Annotated in this window: 22 protein-coding genes; 8 read left to right on the top strand and 14 right to left on the bottom strand. The window is 71.8% G+C overall.

All coding sequences use genetic code 11. From position 1 onward, the window contains the following. Positions 1-87: 87 nt before the first annotated feature. Positions 88-1,020 (top strand): alpha/beta fold hydrolase, encoded by a 933-nt coding sequence (locus MED01_RS12950; protein WP_238668775.1) that lies wholly within the window; start codon positions 88-90, stop codon positions 1,018-1,020. A 4-nt stretch (positions 1,021-1,024) separates the two neighbouring features. Here the strand turns inward: MED01_RS12950 and MED01_RS12945 are convergent, their stop codons facing one another. Together MED01_RS12945 and MED01_RS12940 are read right to left on the bottom strand one after the other, a co-directional pair. Beyond that, a complete protein-coding gene (locus tag MED01_RS12945; RefSeq protein WP_030334177.1) occupies positions 1,025-1,390 on the bottom strand; it encodes a UCP033725 family protein in 366 nt (121 codons plus the stop codon). Then, positions 1,387-4,290, bottom strand: a complete 2,904-nt coding sequence (locus MED01_RS12940; protein WP_238668774.1) for an SseB family protein — start codon at positions 4,288-4,290, stop codon at positions 1,387-1,389. The genes MED01_RS12945 and MED01_RS12940 overlap by 4 nt, the downstream gene beginning before the upstream one ends. Before the next feature lie 152 nt (positions 4,291-4,442). Between MED01_RS12940 and mycP the strand changes: the two genes are divergently transcribed. Beyond that, positions 4,443-5,666, top strand: coding sequence for a type VII secretion-associated serine protease mycosin (gene mycP, locus MED01_RS12935; protein WP_238668773.1), 1,224 nt, complete (start codon positions 4,443-4,445; stop codon positions 5,664-5,666). A gap of 127 nt (positions 5,667-5,793) precedes the next feature. Here mycP and MED01_RS12930 read toward each other — a convergent pair whose 3' ends face one another. Both MED01_RS12930 and MED01_RS12925 read right to left on the bottom strand, forming a co-directional pair. Continuing rightward, on the bottom strand, positions 5,794-6,087 hold the full coding sequence (locus MED01_RS12930) for a WXG100 family type VII secretion target (protein WP_238668772.1): 294 nt from the start codon (positions 6,085-6,087) through the stop codon (positions 5,794-5,796). Between the two features lie 21 nt (positions 6,088-6,108). Continuing rightward, positions 6,109-6,429 carry a WXG100 family type VII secretion target gene (locus MED01_RS12925; protein ID WP_091395516.1) on the bottom strand — a complete coding sequence of 107 codons (321 nt, stop codon included), beginning with the start codon at positions 6,427-6,429 and terminating at the stop codon, positions 6,109-6,111. 205 nt (positions 6,430-6,634) lie between these two features. Here MED01_RS12925 and eccE point away from each other — a divergent pair, with 205 nt between their 5' ends. From eccE to rarD, 4 genes are all read left to right on the top strand, one after another. Then, positions 6,635-8,683, top strand: a complete 2,049-nt coding sequence (gene eccE / locus MED01_RS12920; protein ID WP_372493656.1) for a type VII secretion protein EccE — start codon at positions 6,635-6,637, stop codon at positions 8,681-8,683. 61 nt (positions 8,684-8,744) lie between these two features. Next, positions 8,745-9,131 (top strand): phage holin family protein, encoded by a 387-nt coding sequence (locus tag MED01_RS12915; protein WP_091395522.1) that lies wholly within the window; start codon positions 8,745-8,747, stop codon positions 9,129-9,131. A 128-nt stretch (positions 9,132-9,259) separates the two neighbouring features. Further along, the gene (locus MED01_RS12910; RefSeq protein WP_238668769.1) at positions 9,260-9,757 is read left to right on the top strand and encodes a GNAT family N-acetyltransferase; all 498 of its coding nucleotides are present in this window, start codon (positions 9,260-9,262) and stop codon (positions 9,755-9,757) included. Then, positions 9,754-10,680 (top strand): EamA family transporter RarD, encoded by a 927-nt coding sequence (gene rarD / locus MED01_RS12905; protein WP_238668767.1) that lies wholly within the window; start codon positions 9,754-9,756, stop codon positions 10,678-10,680. The genes MED01_RS12910 and rarD overlap by 4 nt, the downstream gene beginning before the upstream one ends. A 101-nt stretch (positions 10,681-10,781) precedes the next feature. On the opposite strand, the gene MED01_RS12900 is transcribed toward rarD, so the two are convergent. Together MED01_RS12900 and MED01_RS12895 are read right to left on the bottom strand one after the other, a co-directional pair. Further along, positions 10,782-11,480, bottom strand: a complete 699-nt coding sequence (locus tag MED01_RS12900; RefSeq protein WP_238668766.1) for an anti-sigma factor family protein — start codon at positions 11,478-11,480, stop codon at positions 10,782-10,784. After that, positions 11,477-11,971 carry a sigma-70 family RNA polymerase sigma factor gene (locus MED01_RS12895; protein WP_238668906.1) on the bottom strand — a complete coding sequence of 165 codons (495 nt, stop codon included), beginning with the start codon at positions 11,969-11,971 and terminating at the stop codon, positions 11,477-11,479. Before MED01_RS12895 ends, MED01_RS12900 begins: the two co-directional genes overlap by 4 nt. Positions 11,972-12,220: 249 nt before the next feature. Here MED01_RS12895 and MED01_RS12890 point away from each other — a divergent pair, with 249 nt between their 5' ends. Next, positions 12,221-14,347, top strand: a complete 2,127-nt coding sequence (locus MED01_RS12890) for a PhoX family protein (protein WP_238668764.1) — start codon at positions 12,221-12,223, stop codon at positions 14,345-14,347. 132 nt (positions 14,348-14,479) lie between these two features. Here MED01_RS12890 and MED01_RS12885 read toward each other — a convergent pair whose 3' ends face one another. Further along, complete coding sequence (locus MED01_RS12885) at positions 14,480-15,262, bottom strand: IclR family transcriptional regulator (RefSeq protein WP_238668762.1); 783 nt, start codon at positions 15,260-15,262, stop codon at positions 14,480-14,482. Between the two features lie 154 nt (positions 15,263-15,416). Here MED01_RS12885 and MED01_RS12880 point away from each other — a divergent pair, with 154 nt between their 5' ends. Next, entirely contained in the window at positions 15,417-16,646 is a 1,230-nt protein-coding gene (locus tag MED01_RS12880) for an MFS transporter (RefSeq protein WP_238668761.1), read from the top strand. On the opposite strand, the gene MED01_RS12875 is transcribed toward MED01_RS12880, so the two are convergent. The 7 genes from MED01_RS12875 to nuoI form a co-directional block, all read right to left on the bottom strand. Continuing rightward, positions 16,622-17,707 (bottom strand): polyprenyl synthetase family protein, encoded by a 1,086-nt coding sequence (locus tag MED01_RS12875; protein WP_238668759.1) that lies wholly within the window; start codon positions 17,705-17,707, stop codon positions 16,622-16,624. The genes MED01_RS12880 and MED01_RS12875 overlap by 25 nt on opposite strands. Before the next feature lie 90 nt (positions 17,708-17,797). Then, positions 17,798-19,351, bottom strand: coding sequence for an NADH-quinone oxidoreductase subunit NuoN (gene nuoN / locus MED01_RS12870; protein WP_238668757.1), 1,554 nt, complete (start codon positions 19,349-19,351; stop codon positions 17,798-17,800). Positions 19,352-19,403: 52 nt separating this feature from the next. Beyond that, the gene (locus tag MED01_RS12865) at positions 19,404-20,939 is read right to left on the bottom strand and encodes an NADH-quinone oxidoreductase subunit M (RefSeq protein ID WP_238668756.1); all 1,536 of its coding nucleotides are present in this window, start codon (positions 20,937-20,939) and stop codon (positions 19,404-19,406) included. A gap of 64 nt (positions 20,940-21,003) precedes the next feature. Continuing rightward, positions 21,004-22,929 carry an NADH-quinone oxidoreductase subunit L gene (nuoL, locus tag MED01_RS12860; protein ID WP_238668754.1) on the bottom strand — a complete coding sequence of 642 codons (1,926 nt, stop codon included), beginning with the start codon at positions 22,927-22,929 and terminating at the stop codon, positions 21,004-21,006. A gap of 11 nt (positions 22,930-22,940) precedes the next feature. After that, positions 22,941-23,258 carry an NADH-quinone oxidoreductase subunit NuoK gene (nuoK, locus tag MED01_RS12855; RefSeq protein WP_238668753.1) on the bottom strand — a complete coding sequence of 106 codons (318 nt, stop codon included), beginning with the start codon at positions 23,256-23,258 and terminating at the stop codon, positions 22,941-22,943. Beyond that, positions 23,258-24,028, bottom strand: coding sequence for an NADH-quinone oxidoreductase subunit J (locus tag MED01_RS12850; protein ID WP_238668751.1), 771 nt, complete (start codon positions 24,026-24,028; stop codon positions 23,258-23,260). The genes nuoK and MED01_RS12850 overlap by 1 nt, the downstream gene beginning before the upstream one ends. Next, positions 24,025-24,666 (bottom strand): NADH-quinone oxidoreductase subunit NuoI, encoded by a 642-nt coding sequence (gene nuoI / locus MED01_RS12845; RefSeq protein WP_091395563.1) that lies wholly within the window; start codon positions 24,664-24,666, stop codon positions 24,025-24,027. The genes MED01_RS12850 and nuoI overlap by 4 nt, the downstream gene beginning before the upstream one ends. Between the last annotated feature and the right edge of the window lies 1 nt (position 24,667).

The following is a 24,667-nucleotide window of genomic DNA, read 5'->3' as shown; positions in this document are numbered from 1 at the left end:
GTCCCGGTCCGGGGCAACCCGGGGCTTTCCCCTGTTCAACGCGACCGCCAGGGTCGCCTGCGGCAACCGGGTCCTAGGCTGTCTGCCATGACCGACCAGCGCGGCGGGGCCGTCGACGAGTCCTGTGTCCTCACCGAGGGGCCGTGGACGCACCGTTTCGTCGGCGCCAACGGCAGCCGGTTCCACGTGGTCGAGGGCGGCACCGGGCCGATGGTGCTGTTCCTGCACGGCTTCCCGGAGCACTGGTGGGCCTGGCACCAGATGCTGCCGGCGGTCGCCGACGCCGGCTTCCGGGCGGTCGCCGTCGACCTGCGCGGCTACGGGGCCAGCGACAAACCACCCCGGGGGTACGACGGCTACACCCTCGCCGCCGACATCGCCGGGCTGATCCGCGCGCTCGGTGAACGGTCCGCGACGATCGTCGGCAGCGGCCTCGGTGGCATGGTGGCCTGGACGGTGGCCTCGTTCCACCCGTCACTGGTCCGCCGACTCGTGGTGCTGGGGGCACCGCACCCGCTGCGACTGCGCGCCGCCATCTTCGCCGACCCGCGCGGGCAGTTCACCGCCTCCACTCCGGCGTTGAAGTTCCAGCTACCCCGCTACGAGCACGTCCTGACCCGCGATGGCGCGGCGGCCGTCGGCGAGATCGTGCGCCGCTGGGGCGGCCCACAGTGGGTGGCCGGGCCGGACTTCGAGGCGTACGCCGAGCGGTGCCGGGAGGCGATGTGCATCCCGCAGGCCGCGTTCTGCGCGCTGGAGGGTTACCGGTGGGCGTTCCGCTCGCTGCTGCGACTGCACGGCTACCGGTTCGTCCGTCTGATGCAGAAGCCACTGTCCACCCCGACGCTGCAACTGCACGGCGCCCTGGACACCGCCTCCCTGCCCCGCACCGCCCTGGGTTCCGGCCGGTACGTCGTCGCCCCCTACGAGTGGCGACTGCTCGACGGGGTGGGGCACTTCCCGCACCTGGAGGCACCGGAGTTGGTGCTCGGCGAAATCCTGCGGTGGGCGAAGACCTGACCGGTCAGACCCGCTGCTCCCGCAGGTCGGTGACCTCGGCAGCGGGCGCCCAGCCCTGGTAGACGCCGAAGTCGAAGACCTCCAGCCGCATCGCCTCGGCCACCGGCCACCGGCCACCTGTGTACTCCACCCGCAGCCAGGCGTCGTGCTCGCCGAGCACTATGAACGGCTGCCCCTTCCAGGTGCAGGTGGTCCGCACGTACGCCAGGTCCTCGATCTCGCTCGCCGGCAGCACCCGGACGTAGCGGCCCGCGCGGACCTCCTCGAAACCCTCGCCCGGCTCGGGCTGGTAGAGGCGGATGTCGTCGCCATCCGGGCTGGCCTGGTACTCCCGGCCCTGCCAACGGGCCACGTAACCGTCGCGCATCACGCCTCCCCGACCCGTCGCCAGGTGACCGAGTCGGTGTCCAGCTCCGCGACCACCCGCTCGCTGCCGTCCGCGCCGATGCGCCAGAGTTGGGCGCCGTGCGGCAGCCGCGCGCTGTCCACCTTGAACTCCGCCACCACGTCGCTGCTCTCACCCGGGGCGAAGCCGTTGCCCCGGAACGGCGGGCGTTCGATGACCCAGCCCTCCATGGCCCGCATCGCCGGCTCGTTCTGACCGCCGTACGGGATGCGGTAGAGGCTCGGCCGGTGCGCCGGCCAGCGCAGCACGTAGATCTCCTCGGCGTCCGGTGCGAACGGCGAGCCGGGGTAGCTGAGGCCCAGCGCGTCGTGCAGCTGAGCCGGTGTGGTCAGGTGGGACAGCTCACCGGCCCGGTGCACGAACCCGGACACCCGGTCGTACCCACGATCCAGGTAGTACGCGAGCTGGCTGGGGGCGATCGCCTTCTGCATGACCGTCGGCCGGGTCGGGTCGACCGCTGCGGGGGCGTACCGGGGACGGGCGGCGGGTTCGGCAACGGCCGGCGCTTCCGCCTGGTCCACTTCCAGGTCGTCCCCGAGCCCCACCTCGGCAGCCCAGTTGGCCAACGCGACGATCTGCTCGCCCGGCAACTTGGCACCCACCGGCGTGCCCGGGTTGACGGCGAACGACCAGTCCTCGTCGGGCCAGCGCCGGATCAGTTGGGCGAACTTCACCCGGACCGTGTCGACGTCCCCCTCGACATGGTCGGCAAGGCGCTCCGACGACGTGTAGACCACCACGTACGTCTCGCCGTCGAGCTGCCCGGTACGCCAGACGAAGCCGGGATCCCCGGGGCGGCTCCCCCGCACCGAGTCCGGTGCCGCCGGCAGTAGCACCCGGGCCAGCAGCAGGGTGGACAGGAACGTGTCGGTGCTGCCCGACCCGGCGGCGCTGAGCAGGTCCTCCTCGACCGTGTTGGCCGGCTCGAACTCGACCGGCGGCGGCTCGTCGGCCGGCGGGTGCGGACCGTCGTCAGCGATCACGCTCGCGCCGCCGGCCTGGTCCGTAACGGCCGGTCCGGTCGACGAGACAGCACTGTTGGCGCGGTCGTCACGGTGCGGGGCGTCGCCACTGTCGTCGATGCGCGGATCGCCCAGGCCACCGCCGACGGCGCCGACCTCCGTCGGAGTCACGGGATGCGGGGCGGACGGGCCCGGGGCGGACTGACCGGGGCTGAACGACGCGGGCCCGGATGGGCTGGAACCGAAGGACGACGGACCGAACAGGCCCGGGTCGGAGGACGTCGAGCCGTACGGTGGCGGGGCGGCCTCGGCGGGGCTGGGCGACGACGGGCCGAACAGGCCCGGACCGGGGGACGTCGAACCGAACGGCGGGGCGGCCTCGGCGGGGCTGGGCCGCCGGGGCGCGTCGACCGGCGCGCTGCTCTCGATCGGGTCGGTGAGGTCGCGGGACTCGATGATGGTGCCCTCGATGACGATGGGCGTGAAGCCGCGGCGCGGCGCGGGCGGCCCGGAGACCGGTTCCGCGACGGACACCGGCAGATCCTCCGTCGGCTCGAACCGGCCCGGCCGGTCCTGAGGAATCGCCTGCGTCTCCTCCGCCGACGGCCGCCCACGCGCACCGGTCAGGGGAGGCTCACCGGTCACCCGGAACGCGCGGGTGGGCTCCTCGGCCAGCGGGTTGTGCCGGCGCGGCGGCAGCGGCTGGGTGATCTCCTCGCCGGATGGCGGCGCGTCCATCCCACGGGACGCGCCGAGGCCGCCCTCCGGCCGTCGTATCGGTTGGGTGGCGGCCGGGTCCGCCGCCATCGGAAAGGCCCGCGTCGCGGTCTCGTCGGCCGGCGCGTCGGCTGGGCGGCGGCGAGGGAAGGGCTGGCTGCCTCGCCCGAACCGGGTCGGCGGGGCCGCCCGGTCACCGGGGCGTCCTCCGCTCGCGGCCGGGTCGCGGGCCGGGCTGGGGTCGAAGAAGGAGCGCCGAGGGGCGGCCTGGGGGCCACCGTTGCCGTTACCCGGGGCGGGGCCGTCGACGTCGCCCGGCCGGGTCCCTGTCGGCCAGCCCACGCCCGGCACGGCCTGGTCGGCGGTGGGGCCGGCGGTCGCCAACGGGGTGAACCGGGACGGCCGGCCGGTGCGGGGCAGTGCTCCGTTGCCCGGGGCGGGCCGGGGCGGTTCGGTCGGGTGCCGCTGACCGGCGGCGGGCAGGTCCTCCTCGCCAGGTCGGCGCGGCGGCTCAGCGGAAGCGGGTGGCCGGGGTGCCCAACCCGACACCGGCGGCTCAGCGGAGGCGGGTGGCCGGGGCGCCGGACCCGGCACCGGCGGGGCACCCACCCGAGGGCCTGGGCTACGCGCGGGCCTTCGGGGTGCGAGCGGAACGCTCTCGGGCGCGGACGGGGCCGCCCCCGTCACGGGGGGCGATCCGGCGGCTGGGGCGGCGTCCCGCAGTGGCGCGCCGGGCCGGGTGCGCGCCAACGTCTCGGCCCGCTCCAGGCGGGCGCGGGCACCCATGGCACGGCCGGGCAGTCGCACGTCGCCTCGGGACAGCTGCGACACGAACCACGCCGGCAGGTAACCCTCGACCGGCAGACCCGGATTGACGGCGAGCCACCACTCGTGGTTGGGCCAGCTGGCCGCGAGATCGGCGAAGGGGATGCGTCGGTTGCTGCCGGCGTGATCGCCGAGGCAGGCTCGCAGGGCGGCGGCGGAGGTGAAGGCCAGGACGTGGGTCCGGCCGCCGGTGGTCCAGGTGCCCCATCCGGCGGGTGGCTGGCCGGGCTGCGTCGGCGCGGAGACCGGCAGCAGCACATCGGTGCGGGACAGGAGCCGGAAGTAGAGCTCCTGGTCGTTGGCGCGCAGCGCGTCGCGCATCGCCACCTCGGCCTCCGTGGCCGGCTCCCATGCGGTCACGGCCACCTCCCCTTCCGAGAACAGGCCACAGGTATCGCGTACAACCTACAAGGTGGTACCAAGATCACAATGGCTGGCCGGCGGCGGCCAGCCGGGGACCGGAGGAGGCGATAACATCCCGTTCCGGAGCCGATACGATACGGAGGGTGTCGATGTCCCAATCGATCGCGCGCCCGGTCCTCGCAGGTCTGACCGTCGGCCTGTTGACCGTACCGGCCCTTCCGACAGTCGCCGCCACCGCCGGGCTCCGGGCGGCGCCGGCCTGCGCGACAGCACTCGCCCCCGTCCGGCCGGTCGCGGCCAGGCCCTGGCCACAGCAACGGTACGACCCGGCGCGGCTCGCGCCCCTGGCCACCGGTGCCGGGGTGACAGTCGCGGTGGTCGACTCCGGGGTGGATCGGGTGCACCCGCAGCTGGCTGGGCGGGTGCTGGCCGGCATCGACCTGCTCGACCCCGGCGGGGACGGCGGTCGGGACTGCGCCGGGCACGGCACCGGTGTGGCGAGCATCATCGCCGCGGCACCCCGCCCTGACGTCGCGTTCCGCGGCCTGGCACCGGGTGCCCGAATCCTGCCGGTGCGGGTGAGTGAGCAGCAGGTGGTGCAGGGGCGGGAGTCGGGGCGTACGGTCAGCGCCGACGAGTTCGCCCGGGCCATCCGGTGGGCCGTCGACAATGACGCCGACGTGGTGAACCTGTCCGTGGTGCTGTACGCGGACGACCCTGAGGTCCGTTCGGCAGTGCGGTACGCGGTCGACCGGGACGTGGTGCTGGTGGCCGCCGCCGGCAACCTGCACGACAGCGGGGACCCCCGACCGTTCCCCGCCGGCTACGACGGGGTGCTCGGCGTGGGTGCGATCGGGGCGGACGGCGGGCGGGCGACGTTCTCGCAGACCGGCCCGTACGTCGACCTCGTGGCTCCGGGCAGCGAGGTGCTGACCGCCGCGCCCGGTGCCGGCCACCATCGGGTCGAAGGCACCAGCTACGCGGCGCCCTTCGTGGCCGCCACCGCCGCGTTGCTGCGGGAATACCGGCCGGAGCTGACCGCCGCCCAGGTGGCGGAGCGGATCATCGCCACCGCCGATCCAGCTCCGGGCGCGGGCCGGGGCGGCGGGTACGGCGCCGGAGTGTTGAACCCCTACCGGGCGGTCACCGAGACCAGTGGCGGCCGTGCGGCCGGCGCACGGCCGGTCGCCGCTCTCGCCGACGATCGGGCCGACCCGACGCAGCTCGCCCGCCAGGCCCGTCGGGCCGCCGCACGGGACCGAGCCCTGCTGATCAGCGCGGTGGCCGGCATAACAGCGGTCACAGTGGCGCTGCTCGCCCTGCTGGCGCCCCGGGGCGCCCGTCGACGCTGGCGCCCGGCCGGCCCGGCCTGAGCCCACCTGCGCACGGCCTGAGGCCGCCGACGTGCGGCCTGAGCCCGCCCGCATGCAGCCCTGACCGTGGACCGGCTGCGGGCGGGGCGCTGGCCCGGACACGGTCAGCGCTCCCGGCCCACATCGCTCACTGGAACAGCCCGGTGTTCTTCTTCTCGGTGTCCAGGTAGTCGGTGGCGGAGTCGTTCACCGCCAACCTGATGTCACGCAACATCCCCTGCAGGTCCTGCGAGGCCGAACGCCACCGCGCCTGCCGCTGCTCGTAGGCCTGCCGCGCGTCGCCCGTCCAGCTCGCCACCAGCGGGGCGGCGTCGCGTTCGAGTTGGCCGAGTTGCGCGTCGAGGGTGTTCAACGCCTTCTGAATGTCAGCGCCGGCCTGCTGCAGCGCGGCGAAGTTGACGACCAGCACACCATGGTCCATCGGATTCCCTCCCCAGCGGGATCAGAGCGGCAACTGGATGCCGCCGCGGTTGGTGCCGGCCACCCGGCTGGCCACCTCGTCGTCGGACGCGTGGTACTGCCGACCGGCGGTGCGGATCGCACCGGCGGTCTCGCGCAGCGCGCGGTGCAGCGCCGCCTGGTCCTGTGACCACTGCTGCTTGACCTGCTCGAACGACCGGCCACCAGCGCCACGCCAGGCCTGCTGCAACACCTCCAGCTCGGCCAGCAGGCCGGTCAGCATGGACTGCAACGACTGGTCCACCTGCTCGAACTTCGCGGCAGTCTGCTGCATCACAGCTGCTTCTGCCTTGGTTTGGGACATCCGGACGTCACCTCGTCTCTCGGATCGCACCTGGCCGTCGACGCGCCCACCCCCCGGGGCGACGCGTCGTCGCTTGGCCCGGTCGTCGAGCACTGAGACCCGGGTCAGCGAAGGACTTCGTGGCTGACGGTAGCGACCTCGTAGCGGTTCTGCTACCCCGCCGGCTTCCCCTGTGGACAACCGAGGCGGCCATCGGTCGCTTACGATGTGCCGCAGCCACGTCGCGGCGCGTGACGGGCCGCCGGAGGGCGGACGGCCGCCCGACCCGGTCCCCACTGGTCGAGGAGGCACGGTGCCGGCGATCACCACCGGAGGGCCGCACCCACCGACCCCGGTCGGGTCCGAGGCAGGTGCCTTCCCACTGTTGGGCGGGCCCGGCCGATCCACCGACCGCAGTCCGGGGCCTGCCGATCAGCGCACCCCCCGTCGCCGTTCGTCGACGGCCCACTGGGTCGCCCTCAGCCGTCGTGCGGCTGCCGGAGTGCGAGCCGGCCAACTGGTCACCGCACAGGTCGCTGCGGCGCTCGTGCTCGTCGCCCTCGGCCGACCCGCACCGGTCGTCGCGGCGGCCGTGCTGGTGGCCGTGCTGCTGGTGGCCGCCGCCTGGGTGCCGGTGCGGGGGCGGTGGCTGTTCGAGTGGCTGGGCATCGCCATCGGGCACCTCAGCCGTCGGCGGGGGTTGACCGGGCCGGCCGACGCGGCCGAACTGCTCGACCTGGTCGCCCCGGGCACCGTGGTCCGCTCGACCGAGTTGACCGGCGGGCCGGCGGCCGTCCTGGAGGACACCACCGGCATGGTCGCGCTCCTGGAGCTCGGCGACCCCGGCGACCTGCTGGGCGACGTGTCCCAGGCGATCCCCGCCCCGGCCGCGTTGCTCCCCCCGACCGGTCCGGACCAACCCCCGCTGCTGGTCCAACTGCTGCTCGCCGGTGCGCCGGCGCCGGTGCCGAGCGCCGGTGGCACTGTCGGCACGTCGTACCGGCAGCTCACCGACGGGCGGCTCGCCGGGCGCGAGCGGGCGGTGGTGGCGGTCCGGGTGCTGCGGATGAACGGTTGGTCCGAGGAGGACCTGCGCCGGGTCCTCTCCGGCACGGTCCGCCGGATCGTCCGCCGGCTCGGGCCGTTGGCCGCGCGGCCGCTCGGGGTGCCGGCGGCGCTGCGCGTCCTGGGTGAGCTGGCCCACCACGAGGGCGAGCCGGTCCGGGAGTCCTGGCCGGCGATCCGGTCCGGCACTCTCGTCCAGGCCACCTTCCGCCTGCTCCACTGGCCCGACGCGGGCGCTGTGGCTGGACGTCGGCTGGTGCCCCGCCTGCTCGCGCTGCCGGCGACGGCCACGACGGTGTCGATCTGCTCAGGCCCGTCGCCGACGATGTCGACGTCGTCGGGTCCGGCGGCGGCCGGCGGAGTGCCGACGGAGCTGACCGTACGCCTGGCCGCCGGGACGACGGCCGAGTTGGCGGCTGCCAGCGAGGCGCTGGTCCGCCTGGTGACCGACCTTGGCGGAAAGCTACGACGACTCGACGGCGCCCACCTGAGCGGGCTGGCCGCCACGCTGCCGTTGGCGCTGGCGGCGCCCGGGGCGCAGCCCCGCCCACCGGCGGCCGGGGCGCGACCCGGCCCGGCCGTGGACGACTGGGAGCTGTCAGTGGGCGACGCGGGAATGATGGTCGGCACCAACCGGCACGGCCGCGCCGTAACCGTGCGACTGTTCCGGCCGGAGAGCACCCGCGTCCTGCTGGTCGGCGGGGTACGGGCGGCCCAGCTGGTGGCCCTGCGCGCCCTGGCACTCGGCGCCCTGGTGGTGGTGCAGACCGCCCGGCCACGCGCCTGGGAACCGTTCATCCGAGGGGTTGGCGCGCCGGGCGGCACGATCCCGCTGCTCCCTCCCGGTCGGGCGGTCGCCGACGGGGTGGGCACCGCGCTGCGTCCGTTGCTTCTGATCGTCGACGCCGGGCCGGTGGCTGCCGAGGCCGCGCCGGGCCCGCCGTGGCGGGCCACGCTTGTGGTACGCGACGAGCTGACCCCGGCCGATGTGGACGCGTTGAGCCGCGCCGACCTGGCGTTGCTTCAGCCACTGTCCTCCGCCGAGGCCACCCTGGCCGGAGCCGCGCTGGGGCTGGGCGGCTCGGCCGAGTGGCTGACCCGGATCCGGGAGGACATGGTGGCGGTGGTCAACCGGCGGGCGCTGCGCTGGGCACTGCTCTCCCCCACTCCGATCGAGGCGCAACTGATCGGGCCGCCGACGCGCGGCTGATCCACCGGGACGGCCAGCCGGCGGGTTACGTCGGTGCGGTGTCCGTGGCACGATCCCCGCCATGGGTTTTCTGAAGGGTCTGCTGATTCGGCTGGCCAGCACAGCTCTCGCTTTCTGGCTGGCCACGCTCCTCATCCCGGGCATCTCCCTGGATTCGAACTCGGCCACCGAGACGGTGACCACGCTGCTCCTGGTGGCGGTGATCTTCGGCGTGGTCAACGCGGTTCTCCAGCCGATCATCAAGACCGTCGGTTGTGGCTTCTACCTGCTGACCCTGGGTCTCATCGCCCTGGTGGTGAACGGGCTGCTCTTCCTGCTCACCAGCTGGATCGCCGACCAGGCCGGGCTGCCGTTCTCGGTGGACGGTTTCTGGCCGGCGGCTGTGCTCGGCGCGCTCTTCGTGAGCATCGTGACCTGGATCCTCGGCGCGGTCCTCGACCGGGACTGACCGCCGACCAGCCAGCACCGACCCGGTCCGTCCGGGGCTCCGACCTCGGTCGGGGCCCCGGCGGGCCGATGACCAGAGTTCGGGAATGTGGCGGCCGGACTGCCCACCTCGGCGGTTAGCGTCGCTGTATGTTCTCGCTGACCTGCCCCGACGGCCACCTGCTCAGCACCGATCCGGCGCGGATCGACCTGGATCTGGTGCACCACTGGTTGTCCACCGACGCGTACTGGGCTCTCGGACGAGACCGGGAGACCATCGAGCGGTCGTTCGCCGGCTCACTTCCGTTCGGCATCTACCGGCCGGAGGACGGCCGCCAGGTCGCTGTGGCCCGGGTCGTCACGGACGGTGCCACCTTCGCCTGGCTCTGCGATGTGTACGTCGACCGGCCCGCCCGGGGTCGCGGGCTGGGCGGATGGCTGGCCGGCGCGGTCCGCGACCACCTGGCCGAGCTGGGCGTACGCCGGATCCTGCTCTGCACCAACGACGCGCACCAGGTGTACGCGGGGGTGGGCTTCACCCCGCTGGACGCGCCGCAGCGGTGGATGCAGCTGGACCGACGACCCCCGGTGACCCCGATCACCGGAAAGGAACAAAGCAGCACTACGCCCCTTACGGTGGAAGCGTGACGCCACTCCGCCTGGGATACCTCTACGGCCTCGGCGCGTACCTGCTCTGGGGTTTCTTTCCGCTCTACCTGAAGCTGCTGCGACCCGCCGGCCCGCTGGAGATCCTGGCCCACCGGATCGTCTGGTCGGTGCTCTTCGTGGCCCTGCTGCTGGCGGCGCTGCGCAACGTCGGCTTCCTGCGGGCGCTACTGCGCCGCCCCTGGGCGGTGGCGGGGATCGTCGCCGCCGCCGCGCTGATCGCTGTCAACTGGGGCACCTACATCTACGGGGTCAACTCCGACCGGGTGGTGGAGACAGCGCTCGGCTACTTCATCAACCCGCTGGTCGTGGTGCTGCTCGGGGTGACGGTGCTGCGGGAGCGGCTACGCCCGGCGCAGTGGGTGGCGCTGGGGATCGGCGCGTCGGCGGTGGCGGTGCTCGCTGTGGACTACGGCCGGCTGCCCTGGCTGGCGTTGACCCTGGCGTTCAGCTTCGCCGGCTACGGCCTGGTGAAGAAGCGGCTCGGGCTGCCGGCGGCGGAGGGGCTGTTCGTCGAGTCGGCGGTGCTGGCGTTGCCGGCGCTGGGTTACCTGGGCTGGCTGACGGCGAAGGCCGACCTGACCTTCGGGCACGTCTCGGCCGGGCACACCGCGCTGCTGGTGCTGGCCGGCGCTGCCACGGCGATTCCGCTGCTGTTGTTCGCCGGGGCTGCCAACCGGCTGCCCCTGAGCAGCCTCGGCATGGTCCAGTACCTGGCGCCGATCCTTCAGCTCGGCTGCGGGGTGCTGATCTTCCACGAGCCGATGCCGCCGGCCCGGCTGGCCGGCTTCGCGTTGGTCTGGCTGGCCCTGATCGTCTTCACCGCCGACGCCGTCCGAACCTCCCGCCGCACCCGCCAGTCCCACCAACCCACCAACGTCCCCGCCCCTCTCCCCACCCCCTGACCCCGCGATCTTGCAGTTTCGGTCGTCGATACGCCTGCCATGCCCCTTTTGCCAGGGCAGAAAGTGCAAGATCGCAGAGGACCGGGTGGGGCGCACCGGGGTTAGGGGACGGCGTAGGTCAGTAGGGGCGTGCCGTCGGCTTTTTGCAGCTCCACGCTGACCAGTTCGGCGTCGGTGAACCTCGTCGCGCCGGTGAAGCTGAGGTCGTCGCCGGGTGCCGCCAGCCAGGAGCCGATCTGCTCGGTGGCGCCGTTCGGACCGCGCGCCACCAGCCGGAACGGGTACGCCTTGCCGTAGCTCGCCCGCGCGTCGTACCCGCACCGCATTTTCACCTCGGTGCCCCACTTGGTGCCGGTCAGCCCGAGGTCGGCGTGCACCGGCCCGGCGGCGGCCACCGGTCGCATGGCCACCATCGACACCTGCGGGGCCGGGTTGCCGGGCGGGCCGACCGGTCGAGGCAGCGCCACGGCGGTGCCCACCCCGACCAGCAGCGCCAGTCCGGCGGCGGCCAGTGTGGTCAGTGCGTACCGTCGCCGGTCCGCGGCGCGTTCCCGACGACGGCGCTGGCGGGCCTCGTCGAGTAACGCGGGCACCCGGGGCGGGGCCGGCGGCGGCAGGATCTGCTCCAACCCCGCCGGGTCGAGGCGCCCGAGCAACCCGGGTAGGACGGCGATCTCGGCGACCGCCTCCCGACACGAGGCGCAACCGCCGAGGTGCCGCTCGTAGGCCGCCCGCTCGGCGGGGGCCAGGGCGCCCAGCACGTACGCGCCGTCGTCGTACGCGAACTCGCACCGGGTCATCCCGTCACCCCCATCTCGGCCAGGACCAACCGTAGAGACCGCAGCGCGTAGTGGGTGCGGGATTTCACGGTCCCTGGCGGTACGCCCAGGCGGGACGCCGCTTCGGCAACCGACCGCCCCTGGTAGAAACACTCGACCAGCACCTCCCGGTGGGTCGGGCTGAGCCGGTTCAGGGCCTCGGCGACGGTCCACGCCTCCACCGCCCGTTCAGCCTCGTCGATCACGTCGGGCGGTTCGGGCAGGTCGTCGGTGAACACCTCGCCGACCCGGGTGGATCGCCGCCGCCAGGCGTCGATGGCAAGGTTGCGGGCGGTGGTGAACAGCCAGGACCGCACCGATCCGCGATTCGGGTCTAGTGACTCCGGATGTCGCCAGGCCCGCAGGAGCGTCTCCTGCACCAGGTCCTCGGCCCGCTGCCGGTCCCCGTTGACCAGCCGCAGGGCGTGGGCGTACAGCGCCTCCGCGTGCTCGTCGTGCAGCGCGCGCAGCAGTTGGGCGTCGTGGTCGCTGATGGCGGTCTCCCTCGCTTCCGGCGCGCGTCCGGCGGTGCGTCCGCTCGGGAATACGTGCTGTCACGCCGATCGGTTCAGCCCGAGGTCAGACCGGTTGCGTGTCGGTTGCCATCGACGAAGGTGTTCACGCCTGGTTCACATCGCGGCCGACGAGCGCTCACCACGTCCTCCTAGCGTCCGGCTGGTACGCCGCCTGTCGTTCCACCGACTTCTCTGGAGGCCTCCCCCATGAGCGACCGCCCCCGGCTGCTCCCCCTGTTGAACGGCACCCGCCATGGCACCCGTGATGCCATGACCTGCCTGTACCGGTGCGGAAACGCCTGTGACCACCCGGTACCGAACACCTCCGACAACGCGTACTTCGGTGACGTGGTGAAGGCCGAGGTGTCGCGGCGTGGCGTGGTCCGGGCCGGCGCGGTCGGCGCGCTGGTGCTCGGTTTCGGCGGCGCGGCAGCCGGCGCGCTCGCCGGGGCGGCCCCGGCCATGGCCACCCCGACCGCCCCGGACGTCCCGGAGAACCTCGGGTTCGGTCGTCCCGGCACCGGGGTCGGCAGCGGCGCGCTGACCTTCAAGCCGATCCCACCGAACAAGCTGGACACCCTGGTCGTGCCGAACGGCTACGACCACGCCGTGGTGATCAAGTGGGGCGACCCGGTGCTGCCGGGCGCGCCGGAGTTCAACCTGCACCACCAGACCGCCGCCGCGCAGTCGAAGCAGTTCGGTTACAACAACGACTTCGTGGGCGTGCTGCCGCTGGACAAGCAGGGCAAGCGGGCGCTGCTCGTGGTCAACCACGAGTACACGAACGAGGACCTGATGTTCCCGGGCTTCCCCGGCCTGGACGGGCTCTCGGTGGAGCAGCTGCGCACCGCCATGGCCGCGCACGGCATGTCGGTGGTGGAGCTTGAGCGGGTCGCGGGCACCGGGCAGTGGAAGCCGGTCGGCAAGGGCCCGCGGCCGTACAACCGGCGGGTCACCGCCCTGAGCACCAAGTTCGACCTGACCGGCCCGGCCGCCGGCTCGGCCTGGCTGAAGACCGCCGCCGACCCCAGGGGCCGCACCGTCGTCGGCACTCTGAACAACTGCGCCGGTGGCGTGACCCCGTGGGGCACTGTGCTCTCCGGCGAGGAGAACTTCAACCAGTACTTCGTCGGCGCCGACGCCGTCCCGGCCGAGCTGAAGCCGAAGCTGGACCGTTACGGCATCAGCACCGCAAGCCGCTACCCCAGCGGCAGCCGCAGGTGGGAGCGCGCGGACGAGCGCTTCGACCTGGCGAAGCACCCCAACGAGGCGCACCGGTTCGGCTGGGTCGTCGAGATCGACCCGTTCGACCCGGAGAGCCGCCCGCGCAAGCACACCGCGATGGGCCGGTTCAAGCACGAAGGCGCCAACGTGATCGTCGCGAAGGACGGCCACGTGGTCGCGTACATGGGCGACGACGAGCGGTTCGACTACCTCTACAAGTTCGTCTCGGACAAGAAGTTCATGGCTGGCAACTCCTGGGCTGCCCGGAAGCACAACCTCACCCTGCTGGAGTCCGGCACGCTCTACGTGGCGAAGCTCGACCAGAGCAGCGCCGCCGAGATCGACGGCACCGGCAAGCTCCCCACCGACGGCGCGTTCAACGGTCGGGGTCGCTGGATCAGGCTGGTCAGCGGCAACCGGTCGTTCGTCGACGGGATGACCGCCGCTGACGTGCTCACCTTCACCCGGCTCGCCGGTGACAAGGTCGGCGCGACCAAGATGGACCGCCCCGAGGACGTCGAGCCGAGCCTGCTCACCGGCAAGGTGTACGTGGCGCTGACCAACAACACCAACCGGGGCGTCGGCAGCAACCCGAAGGCCGACGAGGCCAACCCCCGCACCGCCAACAAGCACGGGCAGATCCTGGAGCTGGTCGAGGACCGCAACGACAACACCTCGGAGACCTTCGCCTGGTCGCTGCCGATCGTCTGCGGCGACCCGACCGACCCGTCGACCTTCTTCGCCGGGTACGACAAGACCAAGGTCTCCCCGATCTCCTGCCCGGACAACGTCGCCTTCGACGCCACCGGCAACCTCTGGATCTCCACCGACGGCAATGCGCTGGGCAGCAACGACGGCCTGTTCGCCACCGCCGTGGAGGGTCCGGAGCGGGGTCACCTCAAGCAGTTCCTCACAGTGCCGCTCGGCGCGGAGACCTGCGGCCCGTTCATCACCGAAGACAACCGCTCGGTCTTCGTCGCCGTGCAGCACCCGGGCGAGATCACCGGGGCCTCGGTGGAGAACCCGGCCTCGAACTGGCCGGACGGTGACTACGCCAAGCCGGGCGTGGTGGTCACCTGGCGCCTCGACGGCGGCCCGGTGGGCAGCTGACACAGCACCCGCGGCGAAACGGCCGCTGACGTTGCACACGCCGCCCGGTGGGTCGCTGACGTTGCTCCGGCGGTCCGGCGCTCGACCGCCCCGAGAGGCCCTCTCCCAGCCCGGGAGAGGGCCTCTCGGCGGTCAGTTGTCGGTGGCGATGCCGTCGGCCACGCCGCGGGCCACTGTGAGCAGCTTGGCGCGTACCACCCGGGCGGAGGTCATCATCTCGCTGGCCGGCAACGCGCAGGCCAGCACGACGCGGCGTTCCATGTCCTTGTCCGGCGCGACGAGCACCGCGGCGCAGGCCACCCCCTGGCGGAACTGCCCCATCTCCAGTTGCATGCCGCGCCGGTCGCCGGCCGCCAGGTCGGCCTCGAAACTCTCGGTGGTGGTCAGCGTGGCGGAGGTGAACGGGCGCATGCCGTACTCGCGCAGGTAGCGGTAGCGCTGGTCGGTCGTCAGGGTGGCGAGCAACGACTTGCCGAGCGCTGTGGCGTGCGCCCCCTCGTCGAAGCCGGGGACCAGATCCTCCAGGTAGGGCGAGCGGTGCCCCTCGGCGACAGCGGTGAGGGCCACCTGACCGCCGACGAACCGGCCGAGGTAGTGGCTGTAGCCGGTGTCCACGGCGGCCCGCCGCAGCGTCTCACCGACCGCCGGCGGGCCTCGGAACGCCGTCACCAGCTCCCGGTACCGGTCGGCCACCTCCAACCCCACTATGTACGTGCCGTCCTCGCGACGGATCACGTAGCCCTCGTAGGCGAGGGTGCGGACCAGGTGGTAGGTGGTGGCCACGGTCAGCTCGCAGCGCCGGGCGATCTGCTTGACGGTCAGGCCCTTCGGGGCGCGACCGACCGACTCCAGCACCCGTAGCGCTCGGGACACGCTGCGAATCAGGTCCGAAGGTTCTGCCAAGGGGTCGCGCACAACCACCTCCGCCGCCGGGGACTTACACCATATGAAAAACAGGCCCGGTGCGAAATGCCTGTTCGGGTCGAGGATGCCAGATCACCATCCACAGCTTGTGCCCCGCCGGTCACCAGGAGTGCTGTGAGCGGGGCTCGCGTAGGTTTGCCGAACGATGACCGACACCTCCAACACCCCCGATCCGGCCGTTGCCCGACCCCGTCCGGTCCGGGCCAGCGCCGGCGCAGTCGTCACCACGGTGGCCTGCGTACTCCCCGTCTTCCTGCTCGGCGGTCTCGCCGTGCAGATGGGCACGGACCTCGGCTTCTCGCCGGCCGGCCTGGGCCTGGCCGTCTCCGTCTACTTCGGGGTCAGCGCGCTGGCCTCGGTGCCCTCCGGGCGGCTGGTCGAGCGGTACGGTCCGGCTCTGGTGGCCCGCTGCGGCATTCTGCTGGCCGCTGGATCGATGCTCGCCGTGGCCGCCTTCGCCCGGTCGTATCCGGTGCTGGTGGGCCTGCTGGCCCTCAGCGCCGCCGCGAACGCGCTCGGCCAGTTGGCCAGCAACGCCGCGCTGGCCCAGCACGTTCCGGCCCGGCGGCAGGGACTGTCGTTCGGTGTCAAGCAGGCCGCCATCCCGGTCTCCACCCTGCTGGCCGGGGTTGCGGTGCCCACCATCGCGCTCACCGCCGGGTGGCGCTGGGCGTTCGTGGCCGCCGCCGTGGCCGCGCTGACGACGCTGGCCGCCGTACCCCGGCAGTTGCCCAATCCCGCTCGGCGGGCCGGAGCCGGGCGCGCCGGGCGGGCGACGGCAGCGCTGGTGGTGGTCGGCGCGGCGGCGACGTTGGCCTCGGGCGCGGCCAACTCGTTGGGCACCTTCCTGGTGGACTCCGCAGCGGCCCGGGGTCTGTCGCCGGGTCTCGCCGGCCTCACCCTGACCCTGGGCAGCGCGGTCTGCGTGGCGGCTCGTGTGGGCGTCGGCTGGTTGGCCGACCGCCGCGACACCGGCCACGTCGCAGTCATCGCCGCGATGCTGCTCGTCGGCGCGGTCGGGTTGGGCCTGCTCGCGTTGACCGGCCCGGTGCCGTTGGTGGTCGGCGTGGTGCTCGGCTTCGGTCTGGGCTGGGCCTGGCCCGGGCTGATGAACTTCGCGGTGGTCCGGCTCCACCCGCAGTCACCGGCCGCCGCCACGTCGATCACGCAGACCGGGGTGTACGCGGGCGGCTGTCTCGGCCCGCTGAGCCTGGGCCCACTCGCCGCGCACCTCGGCTACCCGGCGATGTGGGCCATCGCGGCCGTGGCGATGCTGCTCGCCGCCGCACTCATGCTCGTCGGCAGCCGACTGTTGACCCGCGCCGCCGCCGCGGCGGGCCGGGGCGTGGATCAGCTGGTGCGGTCGGCGATGTAGTCGCAGAGCGACTCAAGTGCGCTGCGGGACGGGCCGTGCGGCAGCGGGGCGAGCTGCGCGCGGGCCTCCTCGGCGTAGCTGCGCACCGTCTCCCGGGCCCGCTTGAGCGCCGGGCTCTCCCGCAGCAGCCCCAACGCCTCGGCGTGCAGCACGTCGTCGGTCAGCGGGCCGGTCGCCAGGATCTCCCGCAACCGCACCGACGACGCGTCGGAGTCGTCCGCCTCGCGGGCGTAGAGCACCGGCAGGGTTGGGACACCCTCGCGCAGGTCGGTGCCGGGGGTCTTGCCCGACTGCACCGACTCGGAGGCGATGTCCAGCAGGTCGTCGGAGAGCTGGAAGGCGACACCGATCGTCTCGCCGTACCCAGCGAGGGCCTCCACGTACTCCGGGGCGGCGCCACCGAACATGCCGCCGAACCGGGCGGACGTGGCGATCAGCGAGCCGGTCTTCTCGGCGATCACGTGCAGGTAGTGGGCCACCGGGTCGTCGTCGGCGCGCGGCCCGACCGTCTCCGCGATCTGGCCGTGCACCAGCCGGGCGAAGGTGCGCGCCTGCAACCGGACCGCCTCGGTGCCCAGGTCGGCGGCGATGTCCGCCGCGCGGGCGAAGAGGTAGTCGCCGACCAGGATGGCGACCGAGTTGGTCCACCGGGAGTTCGCGCTCGGCGCGCCCCGACGGACGGCGGCCTCGTCCATCACGTCGTCGTGGTAGAGGGTCGCGAGGTGAGTGAGCTCCATCACCACTGCGGCCGGGACCACCTGCGCACCGGTCGGGTCACCGAACTGGGCGCCGAGCGCCACCAGCAACGGCCGGAACCGCTTACCGCCGGCCTCGACGAGGTGCCGGGCGGCCTCGGTGACGAACGGGTCGGCACTGGACACGCTGGCCCGCAACTCGACCTCGACCGTGTCCAGAAGCCCCAGCACTGACGCCTCGACACGGGGATCGGCGAGATGGAGGCCAAGCGCGCCGAACTGACTCGTGCTCGCCCGACCCCGCCGACCGCCGGAGCCGGAGGCACCTGAACGCTCGCCCGCCGGTTTCACCACGCTATCAACCATGCCACACCCGTTCGACCTGCTCCGGCCCGGGGATACGCACCGGGGGCCGGCACGTGAACACGCGCCGACCCCCGGTGATCGATCCTTCGGTCATCGAACAAATTCGGCGGCTCCGGCAGCCAGATCGAGCAGCGGCGCCGGTGCGACACCCAACACCAGGGTCGCCAGCACACCGATCATCAGCGCGGCGGAGGTGAGCCCACCGGGCACCGTGACGGTCGGGGTCGACTCGCCCGGCTCGGAGAGCCACATCATCACCACGACCCGCAGGTACGGGAACGCGAGAATCATGCTGGTCAGCACACCGGCGATCACCAGCCAGGCCTGGCCACCCTCCAGCGCCGGCCCGAAGATGGCGAACTTGCTGGTGAAGCCGCTGGTCAGCGGAATACCGGCGAAGGCGAGCAGGATGAACGTGAACAGCGCGGCGAAGAACGGCGACCGACGGCCCAGCCCGGCCCAGCGGGACAGGTGGGTGGCCTCGCCGTCGTCGTCGCGTACCAACGTCACCACGGCGAACGCGGCGAGCACCGAGAAGCCGTACGCGACCAGGTAGAACATCGTGCCGGCCAGCCCGTCGCGGCTCGGCGCCAACACACCGACCAGCAGGTAGCCGGCGTTGGCGATCGAGGAGTACGCGAGCAGCCGCTTGATGTCGGTCTGGGTGACCGCGAGCACCGCACCCACCAGCATGGTCAGCACCGCCACCGCGCCCAGGACCGGCGTGAAGTCCCAGTTGGCGTCGGCGAACGCGACCTGGAAGACGCGCAGCAGGGCACCGAACGCGGCGACCTTGGTGCAGGCCGCCATGAACCCGGTGACCGGGGTCGGAGCGCCCTGGTAGACGTCCGGGGTCCAGACGTGGAACGGGGCCGCCGCGGCCTTGAAGAGCAGACCGATGGCGAGCAGCGCCATGCCGGCGAAGAGCAGCACCGGGCTGGCCGGCGACTCGCCCACCGCCGCGTGGATGGTGGCGAAGTCGACGCCGGACGGGCGACCCGGGATGCCGGCGGTGAAGCCGTAGATCAGGGCCACACCGAACAGGAAGAACGCCGAGGCGTACGCGCCGAGCAGGAAGTACTTCATCGCCGCCTCCTGGCTCAGCAGACGCCGACGACGGGCCAGCGCGCAGAGCAGGTAGAGCGGCAGGGAGAAGACCTCGAGTGCGATGAACATGGTCAGCAGGTCGTTCGCCGCCACGAAGATCAGCATGCCGCCGATAGCGAACGTGGTCAGCGGGTAGACCTCGGTGAGGCCGTTGCGCCCCTCGGCCTGCCGCCGGTCGTCGGCCGACTCCGCGGTCACCGCGGCCTGGGCGACGAACGCCCCGCCCCGCTCGACCGAGCGGTCACCGATCAGCAGCAGCGCCATCGCGGCCAGCACCAGGATCGCGCCCTGGAGGAAGAGCGTCGGCCCGTCGATCGCGAGCGCCTGGCCCGCGGTGATGATCCGCTCATCGGCGCTGAGGACCACCATGGTCAGTGCCGCGAGCACCGCGAGCAGCGCCAGCGTCAACTGCACCACGTGCCGCCAGCGACGAGGCACCAGGGCCTCGACCAGCACGCCGAGCAACGCCGTACCCAGCATGATCAGGATCGGAGAGATCGCCGCGTAGTCGATCGACGGCAGCTTCAACTCGGTCACGGTGCCGACCTTTCGTTCGCGACTGCGGGGCTCGCAAGCTCACTCCTCGCGCTCACCGAGCCGCCTCCTGGACGGTGCCGCCCACGGACGGCGCCGGGTCGGTTCTGCCGATGTCGTCCATTGTCGCCTGGACGGCGGGGTTGATCACGTCAGTGACCGGCTTGGGGAAGAAGCCGAGCAGCACGATCAGCGCGATCAGCGGGGCGACGACCACCTTCTCGCGCAGGTTGAGGTCGCGGCGCATGCCGTCGACCTCGGTCAGCGCCGGGTTGAGGGTGCCCTGGGTGGTGCGCTGCACCATCCACAGCACGTACGCGGCGGCCAGGATGATGCCGAGCGTGGCGATGACCGCTACCGGCTTGTTCACAGTGAAGGTGCCGATCAGCACCAGGAACTCGGAGATGAACGGCGCCGTGCCGGGCAGCGCTAGCGAGGCGAGACCGGCGAAGAAGAGCACCCCGGCGAGCAACGGGACCAGCTTGCCGGCGCCACCGAAGTCGCTGATCAGCGACGAGCCCCGCCGGGAGATCAGCATGCCCACCACCAGGAAGAGCAGGCCGGTGGCCAGCCCGTGGTTGAGCATGTAGAGCACCGCGCCGGTGCCGGCCTGGGTGGTGAAGGCGAAGATGCCCACGCCGATGAAGCCGAAGTGCGCGATCGAGGTGTACGACACCAGCCGCTTGAGGTCGTTCTGGCCGACCGCCAGCAGCGCGGCGTAGACGATGCCGATCACGCCCAGGGCCAGCGCCCACGGCGCGAACCACTTCGACGCCTCGGGGAACAGCGGCAGGCAGTAGCGCAGGATGCCAAACGTGCCGACCTTGTCCAGCACGCCGACCAGCAGCGCCGCCGCGCCCGCCGGGGCAGCGCCACCGGCGTCGGGCAACCAGGTGTGGAACGGGAAGAACGGCGCCTTGATGGCGAACGCGAGGAAGAAGCCGAGGAACAGCCACCGCTCGGTGCCGGTGCTGATGTCGACCTGCGACAGCGCCTGCCAGTCGAAGGTCTTTCCGCCGACCACCCACAGGCCGATCACCGCGGCCAGCATGAACAGACCGCCGACGAGCGAGTAGAGGAAGAACTTCACCGCCGCGTACTGCCGCTGGTGGCCGCCGTAGCTGCCGATGAGGAAGTACATCGGCACCAGCATGACCTCGAAGAACACGTAGAACAGGAACACGTCGGCGGCCGCGAAGACGCCGATCATCGTGCACTCGAGGACCAGCAGCAGCGCGAAGTAGACGGGCACCGACCGCTTCGACGACTCGGCGTCGTGCCAGGACGCCAGGATCACCAGCGGCACCAGCACCGCGATCAGCATCAGCATCACCAGCGCGATGCCGTCGGCCGCGAAGGTGAAGCTGACCCCCCAGTTCGGAATCCACGAGTACGACTCGTGGAACTGGAACCGCTGGCCGCCGGCCTTGAAGCTGACCCACATCACCACCGAGAGCACCAGCACGAGCAGCGACCAGGCGAACGCCACCTGCTTTGCCAGCTCCGGGCGGTGGCGCGGCAGGAAGGCCACCACCAGGGCGCCCACCAGCGGCGCCACGGTGAGCACCGAGAGGAACGGGAAGTTGGACATTATGCGGCCTTACCTCCGTCGTGGATGCGTGGTCCGCCGGCGGGGGCGGGCGTATTGAGGTCGATCACGCCAACCACCCCGCCTGCACCGCCAGGAACGCCGCCATCACCAGCAGCGCACCGGCCAGGATCGAGGTGGCGTACGAGCGGACAAAGCCGGTCTGCATCCGGCGGAGGCGGCCCGAGCCCCCGCCGACCGCGGCGGCGAGCCCGTTGACGAGCCCGTCGATGCCCCGGTTGTCGAGGTACACCAGCGCCCGGGTGAGGAAGATGCCCGGCTTCTCGAAGACCGCCTCGTTGACCGTGTCGGTGTAGAGGTTGCGCCGGGCGGCGGTGACCAGCACCCCGGCCGGCTGCGGCACGGTGGCCGTGCCGGCCCGGAAGAGGAACCAGGCTAGCCCGGCACCGAGCACTGTCACCAGCAGCGACAGGATGGTGATCACGGTGTGCGAGAGGACCGCCGCGTGCTCCGCGTGCTCGCCGCCCAGCCCGGCGGTCTCCGTCAGCCAGTCCGGAACGGACGTGGCGAGCAGGAAGCCGGCGCCGACCGACCCGACGGCCAGCAGGATCAGCGGGATGGTCATCAGCTTCGGCGACTCGTGCGGGTGCTCGATGTCCTCGGTCCACCGCTGCGGCCCGTGGAACGTGAGCACGAACAGCCGCGTCATGTAGAACGCGGTGAGCCCGGCGCCGAGCAGTGCCGCACCGCCGAAGAGCCAGGCGGTCCAGTCCTCCCGCTCGAAGGCGGCCACGATGATCGGCTCCTTCGAGAAGAAGCCGGAGAAGGGGAACATGCCGATGATGGCCAGCCAGCCCATCATGAAGGTCAACCAGGTGATCTTCATGTACTTGGACAGTCCACCGAAGCGGCGGATGTCGACCTGGTCCTTCATTCCGTGCATGACCGAGCCGGCGCCGAGGAACATGTTGGCCTTGAAGAAACCGTGCGCCAGCAGGTGCACGATGGCCAGCGCGTAGGCCGCGCCGCCGAGGCCGACACCGAGGAACATGTAACCGATCTGGCTCACCGTCGACCAGGCCAGCACCCGCTTGATGTCGTCCTTGGCCGCGCCGATTATGCAGCCGATCAGCAGGGTGAGCGCGCCGACGCTGACCACCACGAGTTGCAGCGTCGAGTTGGCCGAGAAGATCGGGTTGGACCGGGCGATCAGGTAGACACCAGCGGTGACCATCGTGGCGGCGTGGATGAGCGCCGACACCGGGGTCGGGCCCTCCATCGCGTCCGGCAACCATGCCTGGAGCGGGAACTGACCGGACTTGCCGGCCGCCCCGAGCAGCAGCAACAGGCCGAGGACCAGCACCGTGGTGCCGGTCAGCGCGCCGACACCGTTGAACACCTCGTCGTACTGGGTGGTGCCCACTGTGGCGAACATGATGAAGATGCCGATGGCCAGGCCGGCGTCGCCGACGCGGTTCATCAGGAACGCCTTCTTGCCGGCGGTGGCCGCGCTCGGCCGGTCGGTCCAGAAGGAGATCAGCAGGTACGACGCCAGACCGACGCCCTCCCAGCCGAAGTACAGCATCACGTAGTTGTTGCCGAGCACCAGCAGCAGCATCGCCGCGACGAACAGGTTGAAGTACGCGAAGAACCGACGACGGCCCGCGTCGTGCGACATGTACTCCACCGCGTACAGGTGGATCAGGAAACCCACCCCGGTGATCAGCAGGACGAAGACCGCGGCCAGCGGGTCGAAGAGCAGGCCGAAGTCGACGCGCAGATCACCGACAGCGATGAAGTCCCAGAGGCTCAGCTCGACCGACTTGTTCTCCAGGCCACGCAGCTGGAAGAAGAAGCTCAGGCCGAGCACGAACGCGGCGCCGATGGCGGCGACGCCCAACCAGTGCCCCCAGCGGTCGGCCCGGCGGCCGAGCAGCAGCAGGATGGCCGCGCTGACCAGCGGGATCGCCACCAGCAGCCAAACGCCCCCGAGTAGCCCCGTGGCCTGGGCGTATTCCACAGTCTCTTCCACCGGTGGACCCCTCAGTACTTCAGCAGGTTGGCGTCGTCGACACTCGCCGAGCGTCGCGTCCGGAAGATGGACATGATGATCGCGAGCCCGACCACGACCTCGGCCGCCGCCACCACCATCACGAAGAACGCCATGATCTGGCCGTTGAGGTCACCGTTGATCCGGCTGAAGGTGACCAGAGTCAGGTTGGCCGCGTTGAGCATCAGCTCCACGCACATGAACAGCACGAGCGCGTTGCGCCGGACCAGCACCCCGGCGGCGCCGATGGTGAACAGCACCGCGGCGAGCACGAGGTAGTAGGTCGGCTCGACCGAGAAGAACGTCTCCATTATTTGTCCGTCCCCTTCAGCGAGGTCTCCTCGGCGGTCAGCTCGCGCTGCGGAAGGATCGCCGGAGTGCTGCGGTCGGTCAGGCGGCCGTCGGGCAGCCGGGCCGGGGTGGCCACCGAGGAGGAGGTCGCGAAGACGCCGGGGCCCGGCTTCGGGCCGGGGTAGTTACCCGGGGCGAAGCGTGCCTTCATTGTCGACACCTGGTCGATCTTGTCCTGCTTACGCCGCTCGACGTGGGCCAGCACCATGGCACCGACCGCCGCGGTGATCAGCAGCGCCGAGGTCAGCTCGAACGCGAAGACGTACTTGGTGAACAGCAGCCGGGCGATGCCCTGCACGTTCCCCTCGGCGTTGACCTGCTCCAGACCGACCGTGTTGGTCCGGTCCAGCGCCTGGTAGAGCCCGGTGCCGACCAGGCCGGCGAAGCCCAGGCCGAGCACGATCGCGGCGACCCGCTGGCCGCGCAGCGTCTCGATCAGCGAGTCCGTGGAGTCCCGACCGACCAGCATCAGGACGAAGAGGAAGAGCATCATGATCGCGCCGGTGTAGACGATGATCTGCACCATGCCGATGAACGGACCGGCTTGGAGGACGTAGAACACGCCCAGGCAGAGCATGGTCAGCACCAGCCACAGCGCCGAGTGCACGGCGTTGCGCGCGGCCACCATCCCGATCCCGCCGATCAGCGCGAGCGGGGCGAGGATCCAGAAGGTGACCGCCTCGCCGGTGGAGACCGAACCCGCGGCGGCGAGCACCGTAGACGTGGTCATGCTTCCTCTCCCTTGCCGGCCGCCACGCGCTGGGCGGCCTGCTCGGCGCCCGGGAACGTCACGCCGGGGTGCTCCTCGACCTTGTAGCGGCCGGGGCCCATCGGGGACGTCTCCGCACCGGCTGAGGTGCCCGGGTTGTCCAGCGCGCCGACGTAGTAGTCCTTCTCGCTGTCACCCAGCCGCATCGGGTGCGGAGGCTGCTCCATGCCCTCCAGCAACGGCGCGAGCAACTGCTCCTTGGTGAAGATCAGGTCCTGCCGGTTGTCCCGCGCCAACTCGTACTCGTTGCTCATGGTGAGCGACCGGGTCGGGCAGGCCTCGATGCACAGCCCGCAGAAGATGCAGCGGGCGTAGTTGATCTGGTAGATGCTGGCGTACCGCTCACCCGGCGAGAAGCGCTGCTCGTCGGTGTTGTCGCCACCCTCGACGTAGATCGCGTCCGCCGGGCAGGCCCAGGCGCACAGCTCGCAGCCGATGCACTTCTCCAGGCCGTCCGGGTGCCGGTTGAGGATGTGCCGCCCGTGGTAGCGCGGCGCCGACACCGGCGGCTTGAACGGGTAGTCGGTCGTGACGACCTTCCTGAACATGTGCGAGAAGGTGACACCGAATCCCTTGAACGTTCCGGTGATCGCGCCCACG

Source organism: Micromonospora alfalfae (assembly GCF_022230925.1).
In the GTDB taxonomy this organism is placed as follows: domain Bacteria; phylum Actinomycetota; class Actinomycetes; order Mycobacteriales; family Micromonosporaceae; genus Micromonospora; species Micromonospora alfalfae.
The sequence above is the reverse complement of the archived record's forward strand: the minus strand, read 5'-3'. Positions and strand labels throughout refer to the sequence as shown.

Excerpts from the sequence above, each read along its gene's own strand:
- MED01_RS12950 (WP_238668775.1), top strand. The coding sequence starts at position 88 with ATGACCGACCAGCGCGGCGGGGCCGTCGACGAGTCCTGTGTCCTCACC.
- mycP (WP_238668773.1), top strand. The coding sequence starts at position 4,443 with ATGTCCCAATCGATCGCGCGCCCGGTCCTCGCAGGTCTGACCGTCGGC.
- MED01_RS12930 (WP_238668772.1), bottom strand. The coding sequence starts at position 6,087 with ATGGACCATGGTGTGCTGGTCGTCAACTTCGCCGCGCTGCAGCAGGCC.
- MED01_RS12925 (WP_091395516.1), bottom strand. The coding sequence starts at position 6,429 with ATGTCCCAAACCAAGGCAGAAGCAGCTGTGATGCAGCAGACTGCCGCG.
- eccE (WP_372493656.1), top strand. The coding sequence starts at position 6,635 with ATGTGCCGCAGCCACGTCGCGGCGCGTGACGGGCCGCCGGAGGGCGGA.
- MED01_RS12915 (WP_091395522.1), top strand. The coding sequence starts at position 8,745 with ATGGGTTTTCTGAAGGGTCTGCTGATTCGGCTGGCCAGCACAGCTCTC.
- MED01_RS12910 (WP_238668769.1), top strand. The coding sequence starts at position 9,260 with ATGTTCTCGCTGACCTGCCCCGACGGCCACCTGCTCAGCACCGATCCG.
- MED01_RS12900 (WP_238668766.1), bottom strand. The coding sequence starts at position 11,480 with ATGACCCGGTGCGAGTTCGCGTACGACGACGGCGCGTACGTGCTGGGC.
- MED01_RS12890 (WP_238668764.1), top strand. The coding sequence starts at position 12,221 with ATGAGCGACCGCCCCCGGCTGCTCCCCCTGTTGAACGGCACCCGCCAT.
- MED01_RS12880 (WP_238668761.1), top strand. The coding sequence starts at position 15,417 with ATGACCGACACCTCCAACACCCCCGATCCGGCCGTTGCCCGACCCCGT.
- MED01_RS12875 (WP_238668759.1), bottom strand. The coding sequence starts at position 17,707 with ATGGTTGATAGCGTGGTGAAACCGGCGGGCGAGCGTTCAGGTGCCTCC.
- MED01_RS12865 (WP_238668756.1), bottom strand. The coding sequence starts at position 20,939 with ATGTCCAACTTCCCGTTCCTCTCGGTGCTCACCGTGGCGCCGCTGGTG.
- nuoK (WP_238668753.1), bottom strand. The coding sequence starts at position 23,258 with ATGGAGACGTTCTTCTCGGTCGAGCCGACCTACTACCTCGTGCTCGCC.
- MED01_RS12850 (WP_238668751.1), bottom strand. The coding sequence starts at position 24,028 with ATGACCACGTCTACGGTGCTCGCCGCCGCGGGTTCGGTCTCCACCGGC.